The 14,914-nt window shown below is 66.5% G+C and carries 18 protein-coding genes; 7 read left to right on the plus strand and 11 right to left on the minus strand.

The window, feature by feature from the left end:
• Positions 1-13: 13 nt before the first annotated feature.
• On the plus strand, positions 14-481 hold the full coding sequence (locus tag EV283_RS02910) for a MaoC family dehydratase (RefSeq protein WP_130322518.1): 468 nt from the start codon (positions 14-16) through the stop codon (positions 479-481).
• A 12-nt stretch (positions 482-493) separates the two neighbouring features.
• Here EV283_RS02910 and EV283_RS02915 read toward each other — a convergent pair whose 3' ends face one another.
• The 5 genes from EV283_RS02915 to petA form a co-directional block, all read right to left on the minus strand.
• On the minus strand, positions 494-1,141 hold the full coding sequence (locus EV283_RS02915; protein ID WP_130322520.1) for a hypothetical protein: 648 nt from the start codon (positions 1,139-1,141) through the stop codon (positions 494-496).
• 569 nt (positions 1,142-1,710) lie between these two features.
• Complete coding sequence (locus tag EV283_RS02920) at positions 1,711-2,259, minus strand: adenine phosphoribosyltransferase (RefSeq protein ID WP_055880983.1); 549 nt, start codon at positions 2,257-2,259, stop codon at positions 1,711-1,713.
• A 138-nt stretch (positions 2,260-2,397) separates the two neighbouring features.
• Entirely contained in the window at positions 2,398-3,240 is an 843-nt protein-coding gene (locus EV283_RS02925; protein ID WP_130322522.1) for a cytochrome c1, read from the minus strand.
• Between the two features lie 21 nt (positions 3,241-3,261).
• Positions 3,262-4,581: a cytochrome b N-terminal domain-containing protein gene (locus tag EV283_RS02930; RefSeq protein ID WP_130322524.1), complete on the minus strand. Its 1,320-nt coding sequence runs from the start codon at positions 4,579-4,581 to the stop codon at positions 3,262-3,264.
• 10 nt (positions 4,582-4,591) lie between these two features.
• On the minus strand, positions 4,592-5,158 hold the full coding sequence (petA, locus tag EV283_RS02935) for a ubiquinol-cytochrome c reductase iron-sulfur subunit (RefSeq protein WP_056413295.1): 567 nt from the start codon (positions 5,156-5,158) through the stop codon (positions 4,592-4,594).
• Between the two features lie 203 nt (positions 5,159-5,361).
• Between petA and EV283_RS02940 the strand changes: the two genes are divergently transcribed.
• From EV283_RS02940 to EV283_RS02950, 3 genes are all read left to right on the plus strand, one after another.
• A complete protein-coding gene (locus EV283_RS02940) occupies positions 5,362-5,811 on the plus strand; it encodes a tRNA (cytidine(34)-2'-O)-methyltransferase (RefSeq protein ID WP_130322526.1) in 450 nt (149 codons plus the stop codon).
• A 174-nt stretch (positions 5,812-5,985) separates the two neighbouring features.
• A complete protein-coding gene (gene hemF / locus EV283_RS02945; RefSeq protein ID WP_130322528.1) occupies positions 5,986-6,828 on the plus strand; it encodes an oxygen-dependent coproporphyrinogen oxidase in 843 nt (280 codons plus the stop codon).
• Between the two features lies 1 nt (position 6,829).
• The gene (locus EV283_RS02950) at positions 6,830-7,423 is read left to right on the plus strand and encodes a GNAT family N-acetyltransferase (RefSeq protein ID WP_130322530.1); all 594 of its coding nucleotides are present in this window, start codon (positions 6,830-6,832) and stop codon (positions 7,421-7,423) included.
• 181 nt (positions 7,424-7,604) lie between these two features.
• On the opposite strand, the gene EV283_RS02955 is transcribed toward EV283_RS02950, so the two are convergent.
• Positions 7,605-8,345 carry a hypothetical protein gene (locus tag EV283_RS02955; protein WP_056411585.1) on the minus strand — a complete coding sequence of 247 codons (741 nt, stop codon included), beginning with the start codon at positions 8,343-8,345 and terminating at the stop codon, positions 7,605-7,607.
• Complete coding sequence (locus EV283_RS02960) at positions 8,342-9,163, minus strand: glycerophosphoryl diester phosphodiesterase membrane domain-containing protein (protein WP_130322532.1); 822 nt, start codon at positions 9,161-9,163, stop codon at positions 8,342-8,344. The genes EV283_RS02955 and EV283_RS02960 overlap by 4 nt, the downstream gene beginning before the upstream one ends.
• Before the next feature lie 128 nt (positions 9,164-9,291).
• Here EV283_RS02960 and lipB point away from each other — a divergent pair, with 128 nt between their 5' ends.
• The 3 genes from lipB to EV283_RS02975 all read left to right on the plus strand — a co-directional run bounded on the left by lipB (position 9,292) and on the right by EV283_RS02975 (position 11,305).
• Positions 9,292-9,960: a lipoyl(octanoyl) transferase LipB gene (gene lipB, locus EV283_RS02965; protein WP_242615756.1), complete on the plus strand. Its 669-nt coding sequence runs from the start codon at positions 9,292-9,294 to the stop codon at positions 9,958-9,960.
• 88 nt (positions 9,961-10,048) lie between these two features.
• A complete protein-coding gene (locus EV283_RS02970) occupies positions 10,049-10,315 on the plus strand; it encodes a hypothetical protein (RefSeq protein WP_056411591.1) in 267 nt (88 codons plus the stop codon).
• 282 nt (positions 10,316-10,597) lie between these two features.
• Positions 10,598-11,305 carry a hypothetical protein gene (locus tag EV283_RS02975; protein ID WP_130322536.1) on the plus strand — a complete coding sequence of 236 codons (708 nt, stop codon included), beginning with the start codon at positions 10,598-10,600 and terminating at the stop codon, positions 11,303-11,305.
• Between the two features lie 73 nt (positions 11,306-11,378).
• Here EV283_RS02975 and queE read toward each other — a convergent pair whose 3' ends face one another.
• The 4 genes from queE to argF all read right to left on the minus strand — a co-directional run bounded on the left by queE (position 11,379) and on the right by argF (position 14,898).
• The gene (gene queE / locus EV283_RS02980) at positions 11,379-12,011 is read right to left on the minus strand and encodes a 7-carboxy-7-deazaguanine synthase (RefSeq protein ID WP_107956886.1); all 633 of its coding nucleotides are present in this window, start codon (positions 12,009-12,011) and stop codon (positions 11,379-11,381) included.
• Positions 12,012-12,014: 3 nt separating this feature from the next.
• A complete protein-coding gene (gene queC, locus EV283_RS02985) occupies positions 12,015-12,731 on the minus strand; it encodes a 7-cyano-7-deazaguanine synthase QueC (RefSeq protein WP_130322538.1) in 717 nt (238 codons plus the stop codon).
• A gap of 193 nt (positions 12,732-12,924) precedes the next feature.
• Positions 12,925-13,812, minus strand: a complete 888-nt coding sequence (locus EV283_RS02990; RefSeq protein WP_130322540.1) for an Hsp33 family molecular chaperone HslO — start codon at positions 13,810-13,812, stop codon at positions 12,925-12,927.
• 165 nt (positions 13,813-13,977) lie between these two features.
• A complete protein-coding gene (argF, locus tag EV283_RS02995) occupies positions 13,978-14,898 on the minus strand; it encodes an ornithine carbamoyltransferase (RefSeq protein WP_130322542.1) in 921 nt (306 codons plus the stop codon).
• Positions 14,899-14,914: the final 16 nt, after the last annotated feature.

Raw genomic sequence — 14,914 nt, forward strand, 5'->3', positions numbered from 1 at the left:
AGGAGCCGCGCGCATGCAGTATTTCGAGGATATCGAGGTCGGTAAGACCGCGTCGTTCGGCCATTATGCCGTGACCCGCGAAGAGGTGATCGACTTCGCCACGAAATATGATCCGCAGCCGTTTCACCTGTCGGACGAGGCGGCCGCGGAGACGCATTTCGGGCGGCTGTCGGCGAGTGGATGGCATACCTGCGCGATGACGATGGCGATGCTGGTCGCGCATCTGAAGGAGAACCGGCAGGCTGGGCTCGGATCGCCCGGAATCGACGAGCTGAAATGGGTCAAGCCCGTCTATCCGGGCGACATGCTGCGGTGCGAGAACGAGGTGCTGGAAAAGCGCGTCTCGGCGAGCCGGCCGGAAATGGGGATCTTCAAGAGCCGGATGCGGGTGTTCAACCAGGACGATGTGGTGGTGATGACGTTCGTATCGAACGGGCTGGTGCAGACGCGCCCCCAAGACGCGCCTGCACCGTCCGCCTAGGCCTGGCGAACCTTAGCGTGGCGTGCGGTTGCCGCCGCCACCGCGATTGCCGCCGCGGTTGCCGCCACCGAAGCTTCGACCGCCACCGCCATTGCCGCGGTTCTGGCGGAATTCGCGGCGATCCTGCCGGGCTTCGTTGCGATAGCCCTGGCGCGCATCGCGGCGCTCGCCACGGAACTGGTCGCGCGTGATCTGGCCGTTGCGGAGTTGCCCGCGATCGTCGCGGCGGTCCTGGCGGAAGTCGCGGTTGGCCTCGCGACGATCCTGGCGATAGTCGCGCGCGGCGGGGCTGTTGCCGCGCGCGAAATTGCCCCAGTTGCCGCCCCCGCGGTAATTGCCGCGACGGCCCTGCCAATAGCGCTGCTGGTCGCCGTTCCAGCGATAAGGGCGCCGGTTACGATCGTAGACGTACACGCCCGAGCCGGGATAATAATAGTCGCCGCTCCAGCCATAATAGGAGTTCAGGCCGCCATAGCCTGCGAACCCGTCATAGCCGCCGTAACCGCCGCCATAGCCCGCGCCGCCATAGCCTCCGCCATAATAGGGGTCGCTCGCATAGCCGACTCCGGCGCCGCCATAGCCATAGCCGTCGGTGCAGCCCGCGACACCCAATCCGAGACCCAGGGCCAGGCCAATAATGCCGAAGCGCTTCATAAACATGGAGATTCTCCCGTACGTGGAGAGCGGACACAAAGCGCGGCTATTCGTCGCACAACGGACTCTGTATGTCGCAAGTTCCATGAACGGGGTCTGACGGGCGTGGTGATCGAGCGACCGGAGCGACTCCTGTGGCCGCAGCGAGGGCGTATTCGGGCGCCCGGAAGAAAGGCACCTCCCCGGCGGAGGCCGGGGTCCAATAGCGACGACAGGGGTAACTACGCGCAGCCACCCGTTAGCGACGTTCCCCAATTGGACCCCGGCCTCCGCCGGGGGGGTATTTAGGGGGGTGTAGGTCAGTCCGCTCCAAGCACGGGCTTGGTGCAAGCATTGCATGACGACGTGTATGGGCGCCGCCCGGGCGATCTCGTCGCTCCGCAGTATGACGGCGCTGCTGATGGGGAGCGGTGGCGGTCTGCACGGCTGGAGAACGCCACGTTAAAGATCATGGCGACACCCTAGCTGTTCCCCCGCGGAGGCGGGGGGCCAGGGTGGCGGGGTGCTGCGGTACTTAGCTGGGCCCCCGCGTCCGCGGGGGAACAGATTGGTGGGTTTCTGTGGCTGACGGGCGATCAGTGGCCGGGGAAGTCGATCAGGGCCGTGGCGTCGATGCCGTCGGCGCGCAGGGCCTCTGCGCCGCCGAGATCGGGTAGGTCGACTAGGAACTGCGCCTGCGTGACCACCGCGCCCGCCTTGTTGAGCAGGCGGACCGCAGCGCGGGCGGTGCCGCCGGTGGCGATCAGGTCGTCGACCAGCAGGACGCGGGCGCCGGGTGCGAAGGCGTCGGCGTGGATCGCGATGCGGTCCGTGCCATATTCGAGCGCATAGTCTTCGGCGATCGTCGCGCCGGGGAGCTTGCCGTCCTTGCGGATCAGCAGCACGCCGGCCTTCAATGGCGCGGCGAGCGCCGCCGCGAACAGGAAGCCGCGCGCCTCGATGCCCGCGACGAGGTCGACCGGGCCCGAGACCGCCGCGACCATCCGCTCGATCGCGGTCGCCCAGCCGGTCGGGTCGAGCAGCAAGGTGGTGATGTCGCGGAACTGGATGCCGGGCTTGGGGAAGTCCGGAATGGTGCGGATCAGCGCCTTGAGGTCGGCGTTGCGCTCTTCGGTATCGGACATGGGCGTTCCCTTCTTCGCACGGGCGGCAGACGTATCGCGCCACCGCGCTACGGCCAAAACGAAAGCGGCGGATCGGGCTGTTCGCCCGTCCGCCGCTCCCTCTATCCGTGCGCCCTTACCGTGGGAGCCCTGCGATCATCAATGCTTAACGTCGCGCCAGACGTTCTGGTACGCGCCCCAGGCAAGCCCGCAGAAGATCAGGATGAAGATGATCGACGCGAACCCGGCGGCGTGACGCGCCTCGAGGTTGGGCTCGGCGGTCCAGGTGAGGAACGCCGCGACGTCGGTCGACATCTGCTCCTTGGTGGGCTTCGTCCCGTCCGCATAGGTCACCTGACCGTCCGAGGTCAGCGGCGGCGGCATCGCGATGTTGAGGTTCGCGAAATACGGATTGTAGTGGAGACCCTCGGGCGTCTTGATATCCGGGAATTCCTTCAGCAGCGCAGCGGGCTGCGTCGTGTAGCCGGTCAGCAGCGAGTGGACATAGGCAGTGCCGTCCTCGCGCGCCTTGGTGATCAGCGAGAGATCGGGCGGCAGCGCGTTGTTGTTCGCGGCGCGCGCGGCGACCTCGTTGGCGAAGGGCGACGGGAAGCGATCCGACGGGATGTTCTTGCGCGTCGCTGGCTCGCCCGTCTCCGGGTTGATCGACGGCTGCTCGATCACCCACTGGCTGGCGATCGCCTTAACCTCGGGCTCCGAATAGCCAATCTTCTGCAGGTCGCGGAACGACACGAGCCGCAGCGAGTGGCAGGCGGCGCAGACCTCCTTGTAGACCTGGAAGCCGCGCTGGACCTGGCGACGGTCGAACTTGCCGAACACGCCGTTGGAGGCGAGCTCGAGTTCCTTGGGATGCTTGTGCGCGACGCTCTCGGCCGACGGCGCGACGGGGTCGGTGATCGCCCCCGAGATGCTGCCGAAGAGCGCGATGCCGAGCACCAGCACGAAGGCTGCGCCGACGATGGATGCGATGAGACGAACCATGTGTGTGTCCTCGAGTTCGTATCAGTGCGCGGCGTGCGGCGTGGACGACGTCGGCGACGTCTCAAGGGCGGTGTGCGCTGGGCTCGTCCCACCGTGGTTGGCCAGCACGGCCTCGGTGATCGAGTTGGGCAGCGGCCGCGGGCGTTCGGCGCGCGAGATGATCGGCAGGATGATCAGGAAATGCGCGAAGTAATAGGCCGCGCAGATCTGGCTGAGGATCACGTAGAACGCGTTGGCCGGCGCGCCACCGCAATAGCCGAGCACCAGGATGTCGGCGACCAGCACCCAGAACGCGATCCGCGCCTTGGGACGATAGTTCATCGAGCGGACCGGCGAGCTGTCGAGCCAGGGCAGGAAGAACAGCAGCAGGATCGAGCCGAACATCGCCAGCACGCCCCAGAGCTTTGCCGGCAGGATGAAGTCCGCGGTGAAGGCGCGCAGGATCGCGTAGAACGGCCAGAAATACCATTCGGGGACGATGTGCGCGGGCGTCGAGAGCGGGTTCGCCGGGATGTAATTGTCCGGGTGGCCGAGATAGTTCGGGAAGAAGAACAACAGGCTGGCGAACACGAGCAGGAAGATGCCGAGCCCGAAGCCGTCCTTCGCGGTGTAATAGGGGTGGAACGGGACGGTATCCTGCTCGCCCTTCACGTCGACGCCGGTCGGGTTGTTCGAGCCCGGGATGTGCAGCGCCCAGATGTGCAGGATGATGACGCCCGCGATCACGAACGGCAGCAGGTAATGCAGCGAGAAGAAGCGGTTGAGCGCGGCGTTGTCGGGTGCGAATCCGCCGAGCAGCCAGATGCGGATCGTGTCGCCGACGAGCGGGATCGCCGAGAAGAACCCGGTGATGACCTGCGCACCCCAGAAGCTCATCTGCCCCCAGGGGAGGACATAGCCCATGAACGCGGTCGCCATCATCAGCAGGAAGATGACCACGCCGAGCAGCCACACCATCTCGCGCGGCGCCTTGTACGAGCCGTAATAGAGCCCGCGGAAGATGTGCGTGTAGACGACGATGAAGAACATCGACGCGCCGTTGGCGTGCGCATAGCGCAGGAACCAGCCCGCGTTGACGTCGCGCATGATGCTTTCGACCGAATCGAACGCGACCGCGCCGTTGGCGGCGTAATGCATCGCCAGCACGATGCCGGTGATGATCTGGATCGCCAGCGCGGCGCCGGCGAGGACGCCGAAGTTCCAGAAGTAATTGAGGTTGCGCGGGACGGGATAGCCGCCGCCCAGCGAATTGTAGACGAGCCGGGGAACGGGAAGCCGCTCATCCAGCCACCGCGTCAGCGGCAGCTTCGGTTCGTATTGCTTGGCCCAGGGAAAGCTCATGATGTTTTCCTCAGCCTACCGTGACGACGGTGTCGGAATTGAAGGCATAGTCCGGCACGTGGAGGTTGGTCGGTGCGGGGCCTTTGCGAATGCGCGCGGCGGTGTCGTAGGCCGAGCCGTGGCACGGGCAGAAATAGCCGCCGAACGGGCCCTTATTCTCGCCCTCGCCCGCGCCGAGCGGGACGCAGCCGAGATGCGTGCAGACGCCCAGCGTGATCAGCCAGTTCTTCTTGCCCGCCTTGGTGCGCTGCTCGAGCGTCTGCGGATCGCGCAACGTCGAGATATCGACCGCGTCGGCTTCCGAGATTTCCTTCGGCGTCAGGTTGCGCACGAACAAGGGCTGCTTGCGGAACGACGTCTTGATCGCCTGGCCGGGGAGGATCTTCGACAGATCGATCTCGGTGGTCGACTGTGCGAGCACGTCGGCCGAGGGGTTCATCTGGTTGATGAGCGGCAGGACGATCGCAACTGCGCCGACCCCGGCGAACGAGACGGCGGCGATGTTGATGAAATCACGGCGGCGAGGGTCATGGGCCTCTTCGTGAAACGGCTCTGGCGATTCGCCGGGAGGAACCATGTCGTCGACTGTCGCCATTCATCTCGCCCTTGCACGTTATTTTTTTCGTGACCGACCAGGCTATCGGTTTCGCAAAACCCTATACCCAATCCGCCCGACCGTCCCCACGGAGGCTATCGTCTGATAGACGGCGGGACCGCGCTTTGCCAACTCCCTTTTGCTTTGGGTTACCCTTGGACGCTCGGCGCGCTAGAGGATCGGGTATGCGTATTGCCCTCTATCAGCCCGATATCGCCGGAAATGTCGGCGCCATCCTGCGCACCGCCGCGTGCATGGGGATCGGCGTCGACCTGATCGAACCGATGGGATTCACCTGGAGCGAAAAGGCCGTGGCGCGCTCGGGCATGGATTATGTCGGCGCGGTCGACGTCGTGCGCCATGCCGATTGGGACGCGTTCCTGGCGCAGGCGAGCGGGCGGATCGTGCTGCTGACGACGAAGGGCGCGGTACGGCTGGATGCGGCCACGTTCCGCGACGACGACATATTGCTGATGGGGAGCGAGGGGACCGGCGTGCCCGAGGACGTGCATGCGCGCGCCGACCTGCGCGTGCTGATCCCGATGCGGCCGGGCTTGCGATCGATGAACATCTCGGTGGCGACAGGGATCGTCGCGGCGGAGGCGTTGCGGCAGACGGGCGGCTGGCCGAGCTAATCCTCCCCGGCACGGGGAGGGGGACCGTGCGAAGCATGGTGGAGGGGGTCCACCACAAACGCCCCGCCTCGTCATCACGGTCGTTACGCTCGTGGCAATCCCCCTCCACCCTTCGGCCAAGTAGCCGAACGGTCCCCCTCCCCGTGCCGGGGAGGATTTGGTAGGGGTGGCGCCATGATCGAACTCGACCCCCAACAAGCCGCCGCCCGCCACTGGTTCGAATCGCTTCGCAACCGCATCTGCGCGGAATTCGAAGCGATCGAGCGCGAGGCGGGCTCCGATGCCGCGTTCGCCTACACGCCGTGGGACCGGATCGATCCGTCGGGCGGGCCCGGCGGCGGTGGCGTGATGGGTGTGATGAAGGGCCGCGTGTTCGAGAAGGTCGGCGTCAACGTCTCGACCGTCGGCGGCACGTTCGAAGGCGAGTTCGCCAAGTCGATCCACGGCGCGGACGAAGACCCCCGCTTCTTCGCGACCGGGATCAGCCTGGTCGCGCACATGGCAAACCCGCACGTGCCCGCGGTGCACATGAACTGCCGCTTCCTCAACACCACCAAGCGCTGGTTCGGGGGTGGCGGCGATCTCAACCCGCCGCTGCCGATCGAGGAGGATACGGCCGACTTCCACGCGACGATGAAGGCGGCGTGCGACGCGCATGACCCGACGCACTACCCACGGTTCAAGGAGTGGGCGGAGACCTATTTCTACATCCCGCACCGCAAGGTCGGCCGCGGCGTGGGCGGGATCTTCTTCGATCACCTCGATGGCGATTTCGAGACCAACTTCGCGTTCACGCGCGATGTCGGCGAGGCGTTTCTGGACGCCTATCCGCGGATCGTAAGGCGGCGGATGAACACGCCGTTCGATGCGGCCGACGAGGCGCGGATGCTCGAATGGCGCGGGCGCTATGCCGAGTTCAACCTCGTCTATGATCGCGGCACGCTGTTCGGGCTGAAGACCGGCGGGAATATCGACGCGATCCTGATGAGCCTGCCGCCGCGCGCGACCTGGTCGTAGGATGGCGCTGATCCCGGTCGCCGGCGACACGCTGGCGACGATCGTCACGACGCTCGAGATGCGGACGCGGCCGCCGCTCAGGCCGAGCCCGGGGTCGCGGCTGAGGCTGGTGCGGTGGGACCGCCCCGCGCTGGAGAAATACCGCGCGCTGTTCCGGCGGGTCGGCGGCCCGTGGCTCTGGTTCTCGCGGCTGGTGATGGCGGACGAGGTGCTGGCGGCGATCGTCCATGATCCGAGGATCGCGGTGTATGCGGTGCTCGATCCGGCGGGGATCGAGGTCGGGATGCTCGAACTCGATTTCCGCGAGGCGGGTGCGTGCGAGATCTCGTATTTCGGGTTGATCCCCGAACTGGCCGGGCAAGGCCATGGCCGGTGGCTGATGGCCGAGGCGTGCGCGCGGGCCTGGGCGAAGGGAGTGGAGCGGGTCTGGCTGCATACGTGCACGCTCGATCATCCGAGCGCGCTGGGCTTCTACCGCGCGCAGGGGTTCGTGGCGGTGAAGCGGACGATCGAGACGTTTCCCGATCCGCGGGTTTCGGGGGTGTTGCCGCCGGAGATCGCGCCGCAGATTCCGTATCTGGGGAAGCTGGGGTAGCCCCCTACTCCGCCACCCCAGGTACTGCATCGACCCCCTTCGACCGGGTTCACCACCCCGGCGGAGGCCGGGGTCCAGTTGGGGGACGTTGCCAACTGCGCGATGCGCCCGGTTACTGCGACCTTTCCACCTGGGCCCCGGCCTTCGCCGGGGAGGTGCTGTCTATTGGGCGAGCGCCGCCCTACCGCGCCAGGCGGCGGTAGGCGGAGATCGCGATCAGCGCCATCGCGATGCCCGCCGCCATGGCGGCGACCGCGGCGCCGGCATCGACGATCACGAGCGCCACGGGGTTGGGCTCGCCCCCCTCGCGCAGCGCGCGGTCGAGCATCATGAAGGGCGCGCCGGCGAGCCAGCCGGAGATGTAGCTGAACGCCGCCAGGCCCATCAGCGGCAACCCCGCGCCGCGGCTCAGCGCGAAGCTCCGGCGGATCGCGCCGAGCGCGCCGAGCGGCGCCTCCGCGAACAGTGCCGGGCCGGTCAGCATCGTCCGGCCGAGGATGTAGAGGCCCGGTATCGCATAGAGCAGCAACCCTGCCCCCGCCGGCAGCGACACGATCACCATCGCCAGCAGGAAGCGCGGGAAGATTCGCAGGCAGCGGGTCAGCGCCTGACGCAGGTCAAGCTTGTCGCGATCGAGATACAGCCCGTAGAACAGCGACGTGCCGAAGAAGCTCATCACATAGGCGAGCAGATACCAGCCGCCATGCGCCGCCGCCCAGGTCTGCACCGCATCGGCCCAGGCCATCGCCTGCGCCTCGTTGTCGCCGGCGCCCGCCACCGGCATCGGCGGATCGGGGACGACCAAAGCGAGCGCGAAGGCGGGTAGGAACAGGAACGGCGCGGCGATCCGCAGCAACAGGTCGCGGTCGCGCTTGAACAGCGTCCAGGCATCGGTGAGGACGGTCGCGAAATCGAGCTTCATGGGACGGCGTGTTTCTCTCTGACGGCGACATAGAGCTGCGCGGTGAAGACCGCCGCGAGCACGGTGAAGGCGGTGGTGACGATCGTCGCGGCGATGCCCGACAGGAAGGTGGCGGTGACGATCCCGTCGGCACCGAGCGCAAGGCGGAAGATGATCCCCGTCACCGACTGTGCGGCCCAGGTCGAGACGAGCATGACGATCGCGAACAGGATCAGGACGCCGATGATCCGCCATGCCAGCCCCTTGGTCAGCTGGAGCGAACGGCGGATCGCGCCGGTCCCGCGGCGTTCGTTGAGGATGACCGGGTTGAGCAGCACCAGCCGCGCGCCGATCCAGATCGCCACCACCAGATAAGCGAGGCCATAGAGTGCGGTGAACCCGGCCGCACCCGCGCTGGGCGGGGTCATCTGCGCGCTGGTGCCATTGGCGGCGGCGGCGAAATCGAACCCCGACTGGAGGAGGACGATCACCGGCGGCACCGCCAGCAGCATCGCGAGGACCGTGAGCAGCGTGGTGATACCGAGCGCGGGCAGCAGGCGCGCGCCGGCCTGGCGACGCGCGGAGGCCGCATCGGTGGCGGGATCGCTCGCGATCGCGACGATCGCGAGTTGCGCCCACAGCATCGCCGCCAGCGTGCCGATCGCGAGGACAAAGCCGACCAGGGCGAACTGCATCGTGCCCGGCGTCGAATAGGCCGCAAAGCCGTCGCGGACGACGCTGGGCAGGAGCATGCCGAGCAGCGCGATCGGCGCGATCATGCCGGTGCGCCCGTTGAGCACCTCGATCGTGCGGTCCCAGACCGTTCCCATCTTCACCATGTGCCGAACTCCCCGTTCCCGTTCCTGCGCGGACTAGCCCAAGCCCCCGCGCTTGACCACACAGTTGCGGGATGGGTGCAGGGCGCGTCGGAGTTGCAACTTGGGGCCGGGGTGCGCAATTGGGAGGGGTGACCAGCCCCCTTCCCCCCGAGATCGAGTGGCGCACCAGCGCCGGCCTCACCCCCTATGCCGATGCGCTGGCCGAGATGGAGGCGCGCGCGGCCGCGGTCGGCGCCGGCGACGCGCGCGAACTGCTGTGGATGCTCGAGCACCCGCCGATCTACACCGCGGGGACCAGCGCGGAACCGGGCGACCTGATCGATGCGCGCTTTCCGGTAATCCCGACCGGGCGCGGCGGGAAATACACCTATCACGGGCCGGGCCAGCGGATCGGCTATGTCGTGCTCGACCTCACCAAGCGGGGGCGCGACGTGCGCTGCTACGTCCATGCGCTCGAATCCTGGGTGATCGCGGCGCTCGGCGAACTCGGCGTAGCGGCGTTCGCGGTCGATGGCCGCGTCGGCATCTGGACGCTGGAAAACGGGCATGAAGCGAAGATCGGTGCGATCGGCGTACGCGTGAAACGCTGGGTGACGCTCCACGGCTTTTCGGTGAACGTAGCACCCGACCTGGCCCATTTTGGTGGCATCGTCCCGTGCGGGCTTCCCGAGTACGGCGTTACCAGCCTGCAATCGCTTGGCATTTCGGCGGACCTTGCAACCTTCGACGCTGCGCTTGCGTTGACGGTCGATGCTTTCCTTGAAACAGTTTCTTGTCCTCAAGAAAACGAGGCTTGAGGGCAAAGCGTTATCGGATTAATGTCCACTACGATTTGGGTATTAAGGGCGAGCAGCCAGCCAAATCCTCTATCTAGGGAGCTTCCACATGCGTGCACTCATTTCCAAGGTCCTGACCGGTTCGCTGATCGCCAGCGCGGCACTCGCCGTGTCGGCCTGCGGTCCGAAGACCGAGACGACCACCGACAACACGATGGTCACCGACATGAACGCCACCGAGGGCATGGACACCATGACCGACAACATGACCGCCGTTGACGGTGCGTCGAACGGTGGCATGATGGCCAACGACAGCATGATGGCAAACGACACGATGATGTCGAACGACACCATGATGACCAACAACGCGATGTAATCGTCGCGAGGGCCAGCCGCTTCGGCGGACGGCCTTCAAACACATTGCTAGTGTGAAGGGCCGTCCGGGCAACCGGGCGGCCCTTTCGCGTTGCGGGCTTGCCGGGGGTGGATCGGGCGATCCGATCAGGGCATGAACGGCGGTAAAGCTGGGTCGTTTCGCAGCCGTCGAATCGGTATGCTGGACGCGTGAAATCGTGCTGCCCAAAAGGTTAAAATCGCTTGGGGGTTTGACGGAAACGCTTTAGATTCGTCGACTTGGAATGCCCCTGGGGAGGTTTGAATGAAAGTGTTGCGTACTGCGCTCGCGCTCTGCGTGGCGTCGAGCGGGCTTGCCGTAGCGCAGTCGGCGTCGGCGCAGTTTTTCCTGCAGTCGCGCGACTTTTCGGGTGCGGCGGTGGTCGGTGACGAGGCCGATCTCGGCCAGCCCCTGCCCGGCGCCACGTCCGCCGAAACGCGCGCCGCGCTGGTGTGGCACATGCGCGCCGCGCTCAACGTCGCCGCACTGCAATGCCAGTTCGAGCCGACGCTGCTGACCGTGCCGAACTACAACTCGATCCTCGCTGATCATGGCGACGAGCTGAAGGGCGCGTTCGATACGCTGACCAAATATTTCCTCCGCGTGAACAAGGCGGCGGGTCCGCGCGCCGGCCAGGCCGCGCTCGACCAGTTCGGGACGCGCACCTATTCGAGCTTCGCCACGGTCGCCGCGCAATATGGCTTCTGCCAGACCGCCGCGTCGATCGGTCGCGATGCGGTGTTCGCGCCGCGCGGGCATTTCGCCGACGTCGCGCTGGCGCGCTCGCGTGAGCTGCGCAACAGCCTGATCCCGTGGGGCGAGCAGCGCTTCCCGCGCTATATCGGTCGCGACCGCAATGCGCCGATGCCGCGGCTCGATGCGATCTGCTGGGACAAAAAGGGCGAGTGGGTCGCCAAGAAGTGCGGCGCGCAGAACTGGCCGCCGGAGGGCGTCGGTATCGCCGGACGTTGAGGATCGCGCCGGCCCCGCGCATTTCGCCCCTTCCTTCCCGGGGCCATGATGCGCGGGGCCGGAGCCCGGTCGTTTAGCGCAGGCCCAGCAGCTTGTGCGTCTGGAGCGACAAGCGCCATTGCGGCCGCTCCATCACCATATCGACGCAGGCCTCGCGGTTCGCGTCCGCACGCGGATCGTCGAGCGGCTGGAGCAGCAGGTTCGCGAAGTCCCACGTCTCGACATCGTCGATATCGGTGCCGGGCTGCGGCCAGACCAGCTTGAGCTCGTGCCCGGTACGCTGGACGACGACGCTGCCCGCCTTGGGGCTGACGCAGATCCAGTCGATGCCGGGATGTGCGGCAATCGTCCCATTGCTCTCCATCGCGATCCGGAAGCCGTGCGCGTGGAGCGCATCGACGATCGCGTCGTCGATCTGGAGCATCGGCTCGCCCCCGGTCAGCACGACGAACCGGTCCTGCGAGCCTTCGCCCCAGAAGCCTGCGACCGCTGACGCCAATGCCTGTGCATCGGCGAACTTGCCGCCGCCAAGCCCATCGGTGCCGACGAATTCAGTATCGCAGAACCGGCACACCGCGGTCGCACGATCCTGTTCGCGCCCCGACCAGAGATTGCAGCCGGCAAACCGCACGAACACCGCCCGGCGACCGGCGTTCACGCCCTCGCCCTGCAACGTCAGGAACATCTCCTTGACCGCATAGCTCATCGGTCAGCCGTGCTCCGTACCGAGACGTTCGGCGTAGACGGTCGGATCGGCGATCCCGGCGTCCTCGAACCCCTTCGAGCGCAGGCGGCAACTGTCGCACGCGCCGCAATGCTTGCCGTCGAGCGTCGGATCATAGCACGACCAGCTGAGTCCGAGATCGAGGCCCAAGCGCGTGCCTTCGCGCACGATGTCCGCCTTGGTCATCATCTGCAGCGGCGCCTGGATGCGGAACGGGTCGCCCTCGACCCCGGCCTTGGTCGCGAGTTCGGCAAGGCCTTCGAACGCGGCGATGAACTCGGGGCGGCAGTCGGGATAGCCCGAATAATCGAGTGCGTTGACGCCGATATAGATGTCGCGTGCACCCGACGCCTCCGCCCAGCCGAGCGCGAGGCTCAGGAAGATCGTGTTGCGCGCGGGGACATAGGTGACGGGGATACCGCCGCCGTCTTCTGTCCCGACGCCGTCCTTCGGCACGTCGATATCGGCGGTGAGCGCAGAGCCGCCGAACGCCGAGAGGTCCATCGGCAGAACGATGTGGCGCTCGGCCCCCAGCGCCTGCGCGACACGGCGCGCGGCATCGAGTTCGATGCGGTGGCGCTGGTTATAGTCGAAGGAAAGCGCGAGCACGCGCTGACCGGCTTCGCGCGCAAGTGCGGCGGATACCATCGAGTCGAGCCCGCCCGAGACGAGGGCGACCGCATAGGGAGCAGGAGATGTCATGATGCGCCGTTCGCTAGGCCAGCGGCGGGCAAAAAGAAAGGGGCCGCCCGGTGAGGCGGCCCCTGAGGTTGGCGCGAACCGCGCCACTAGGGAGAAAAAACGTGCCGAACTAAAAGCACAGCCGACTATATACCCGAAATGGGTAAATAAGACATTAATTCCTCGCCTTACCTAGATCAGGTGCGACGCAGCATCAGTCTTCGACCGGAACCGGGAATTTTTTGGCGCAAAACGCGCAGTCGACGACGATGAACCCCGTCTCGTCCGCCATCGATCGCCGTTCCTCTATCGGGAATTTCGAGATCACGCCCTTGATATAGTCGGGATCGCAGCGACAGCCGCGCGTGATTGGGATGTCAGCGAGAATGCGGACATCCTCCTCCTCGTTGAACAGCCGCCACACGAGCGTTTCCAGCGGGAGCGCGGCGTAGGTTAGCTCGTCCGCGCCCATCGTGTTGCCGAGCGTGGCGACATGCTCCCATTCGGGATGATCGAGCTTGGTGTGCAGCCGTTCGCGCCCGTCCTCGCCCTCGGGGAGGTGCTGGAGGAACAGCCCGCCCGCGACGCAGCGACCGTCGGGGCCCTTGGCCATGCCGGTGCGGACCATCGTCGGGATCTGCTCGGACTGCGTGAAATAGCTCTGCGCCGCCTCCGACAGCGTGTCGCCGTCGAGCGGGACGATGCCCTGATACCGCTCGTTGCTGCTCGCCATGTCGAAGGTGATCGCGAGATAGCCCGCGCCGAACAGCGCGAATAGCGACGGCTCGGCGGGGGCCTCGGCGAGCTTGTCCGCGTCATATTCGATATAGCCGCGGACTTCGCCGCCGCGGTAATCGCAGACCAGCAGCTGGACGACGCCGTTGTCGGTGCGAGTCTGCATCGTCAGCTGGCCGCTGGCGTCCTTTAGCGTCGAACCGATCAGCGCGGCGAGCGTGAGCGCCTCGGCGAGCAGCTTCTCGATCGCTGGCGGATAGGCGTGGGCGGCGAGCACCTCGTCGAGTGCGGTGCCGAGCCGGACGATCCGACCGCGGGCGCTGCGGGCGGGGATCGCAAACGCCAGCGCGCGGTCGAGATCGGTCATGTTGGGGTCGTTCAAAGCTTCACCTCGTCATCACAACGCCGACCGTCGTCCCGGCGAACGCTGGGATCTCGTGCCGCAAGGGCATTCTCCGTTATCGGGAGATCCCAGCGTGCGCTGGGATGACGGGCAGGCGAAGGGTGAAAATGGGGAGCTCGCCCCGCCCCTTCAACCGATCTGACCGAAGCACCAGCGCAGCACCGATTTCTGCGCGTGGAGGCGGTTTTCGGCTTCCTGCCAGATGAGCGACTGCGGGCCGTCGATCACCTCGGGCGTGACCTCCTCGCCGCGATGTGCGGGGAGGCAGTGGAGGAATTTCGCGTCGGGCTTGGCCAACGCCATCAGCGCGGCGTCGACCTGGTACGGGGTCAGCGCCTTCAGCTTCGTCTCGGCATGTGCCTGCCCCATCGAGATCCAGGTATCGGTGACGATGATGTCCGCGCCCTCGACCGCCTCTTGCGGCGACGCGACGACCTTCGCGCGGCCTTTGCCGAGCGCGACGTCCGCCTCGGTCGGCTGATAGCCTTGCGGGCAGGCGGCGACGACGTCGAACTGCATCAGCCCGGCCGCCTCGACGATCGAGGCGAGCACGTTGTTGCCGTCGCCGAGCCACGCGACCTTGAGGCCGGGCAGCGTTTTGCCGCTCTCGATGATCGTCAGCAGGTCGGCCATGATCTGGCAGGGATGCGACGCGTCGGTCAGGCCGTTAATGACGGGGACGCTGGCGTAATGCGCCATCTCCTCGATCTTGGCGTGATCGTCGGTACGGATCATGATCGCGTCGACATAGCCCGACAGGATGCGCGCGGTATCGGCGACCGACTCGCCGCGCCCGAGCTGCATCGAGCCTGCGTCGGAGACGATCGAGGTGCCGCCGAGCTGGCGGATCGCCATGTCGAACGAGAAGCGCGTGCGGGTGGAATTCTTCTCGAACACCATCGCCAGCGTGTGGCCGGCGAGCGGCGCGTCGGCATCGGCGCGGCCCTTGGGGAAGCCGACGCGCGCGGCCTTGCGATCGAGCGCGTCGGCGAGCATCGCGGCGATGCCGTCGGCGCCGGCGTCGGTGAGATTCAGGAAATGGCGGGTCATATCATCCTCCCCGGCA

The sequence above is a fragment of the Sphingomonas sp. BK036 genome, from assembly GCF_004216825.1.
Taxonomy (GTDB): domain Bacteria; phylum Pseudomonadota; class Alphaproteobacteria; order Sphingomonadales; family Sphingomonadaceae; genus Sphingomonas.

What these genes read in the sequence shown, in the direction of transcription:
- EV283_RS02970 (WP_056411591.1), top strand. Translation starts at nt 10,049, where the DNA reads ATGCGTGCACTCATTTCCAAGGTCCTGACCGGTTCGCTGATCGCCAGC.
- EV283_RS02920 (WP_055880983.1), bottom strand. Translation starts at nt 2,259, where the DNA reads ATGTCCGATACCGAAGAGCGCAACGCCGACCTCAAGGCGCTGATCCGC.
- EV283_RS02975 (WP_130322536.1), top strand. Translation starts at nt 10,598, where the DNA reads ATGAAAGTGTTGCGTACTGCGCTCGCGCTCTGCGTGGCGTCGAGCGGG.
- EV283_RS02940 (WP_130322526.1), top strand. Translation starts at nt 5,362, where the DNA reads ATGCGTATTGCCCTCTATCAGCCCGATATCGCCGGAAATGTCGGCGCC.
- argF (WP_130322542.1), bottom strand. Translation starts at nt 14,898, where the DNA reads ATGACCCGCCATTTCCTGAATCTCACCGACGCCGGCGCCGACGGCATC.
- queE (WP_107956886.1), bottom strand. Translation starts at nt 12,011, where the DNA reads ATGAGCTATGCGGTCAAGGAGATGTTCCTGACGTTGCAGGGCGAGGGC.
- EV283_RS02925 (WP_130322522.1), bottom strand. Translation starts at nt 3,240, where the DNA reads ATGGTTCGTCTCATCGCATCCATCGTCGGCGCAGCCTTCGTGCTGGTG.
- EV283_RS02960 (WP_130322532.1), bottom strand. Translation starts at nt 9,163, where the DNA reads ATGGTGAAGATGGGAACGGTCTGGGACCGCACGATCGAGGTGCTCAAC.
- EV283_RS02990 (WP_130322540.1), bottom strand. Translation starts at nt 13,812, where the DNA reads ATGACCGATCTCGACCGCGCGCTGGCGTTTGCGATCCCCGCCCGCAGC.
- EV283_RS02950 (WP_130322530.1), top strand. Translation starts at nt 6,830, where the DNA reads ATGGCGCTGATCCCGGTCGCCGGCGACACGCTGGCGACGATCGTCACG.
- EV283_RS02955 (WP_056411585.1), bottom strand. Translation starts at nt 8,345, where the DNA reads ATGAAGCTCGATTTCGCGACCGTCCTCACCGATGCCTGGACGCTGTTC.
- queC (WP_130322538.1), bottom strand. Translation starts at nt 12,731, where the DNA reads ATGACATCTCCTGCTCCCTATGCGGTCGCCCTCGTCTCGGGCGGGCTC.
- EV283_RS02915 (WP_130322520.1), bottom strand. Translation starts at nt 1,141, where the DNA reads ATGTTTATGAAGCGCTTCGGCATTATTGGCCTGGCCCTGGGTCTCGGA.
- hemF (WP_130322528.1), top strand. Translation starts at nt 5,986, where the DNA reads ATGATCGAACTCGACCCCCAACAAGCCGCCGCCCGCCACTGGTTCGAA.
- petA (WP_056413295.1), bottom strand. Translation starts at nt 5,158, where the DNA reads ATGGTTCCTCCCGGCGAATCGCCAGAGCCGTTTCACGAAGAGGCCCAT.
- EV283_RS02930 (WP_130322524.1), bottom strand. Translation starts at nt 4,581, where the DNA reads ATGAGCTTTCCCTGGGCCAAGCAATACGAACCGAAGCTGCCGCTGACG.
- EV283_RS02910 (WP_130322518.1), top strand. Translation starts at nt 14, where the DNA reads ATGCAGTATTTCGAGGATATCGAGGTCGGTAAGACCGCGTCGTTCGGC.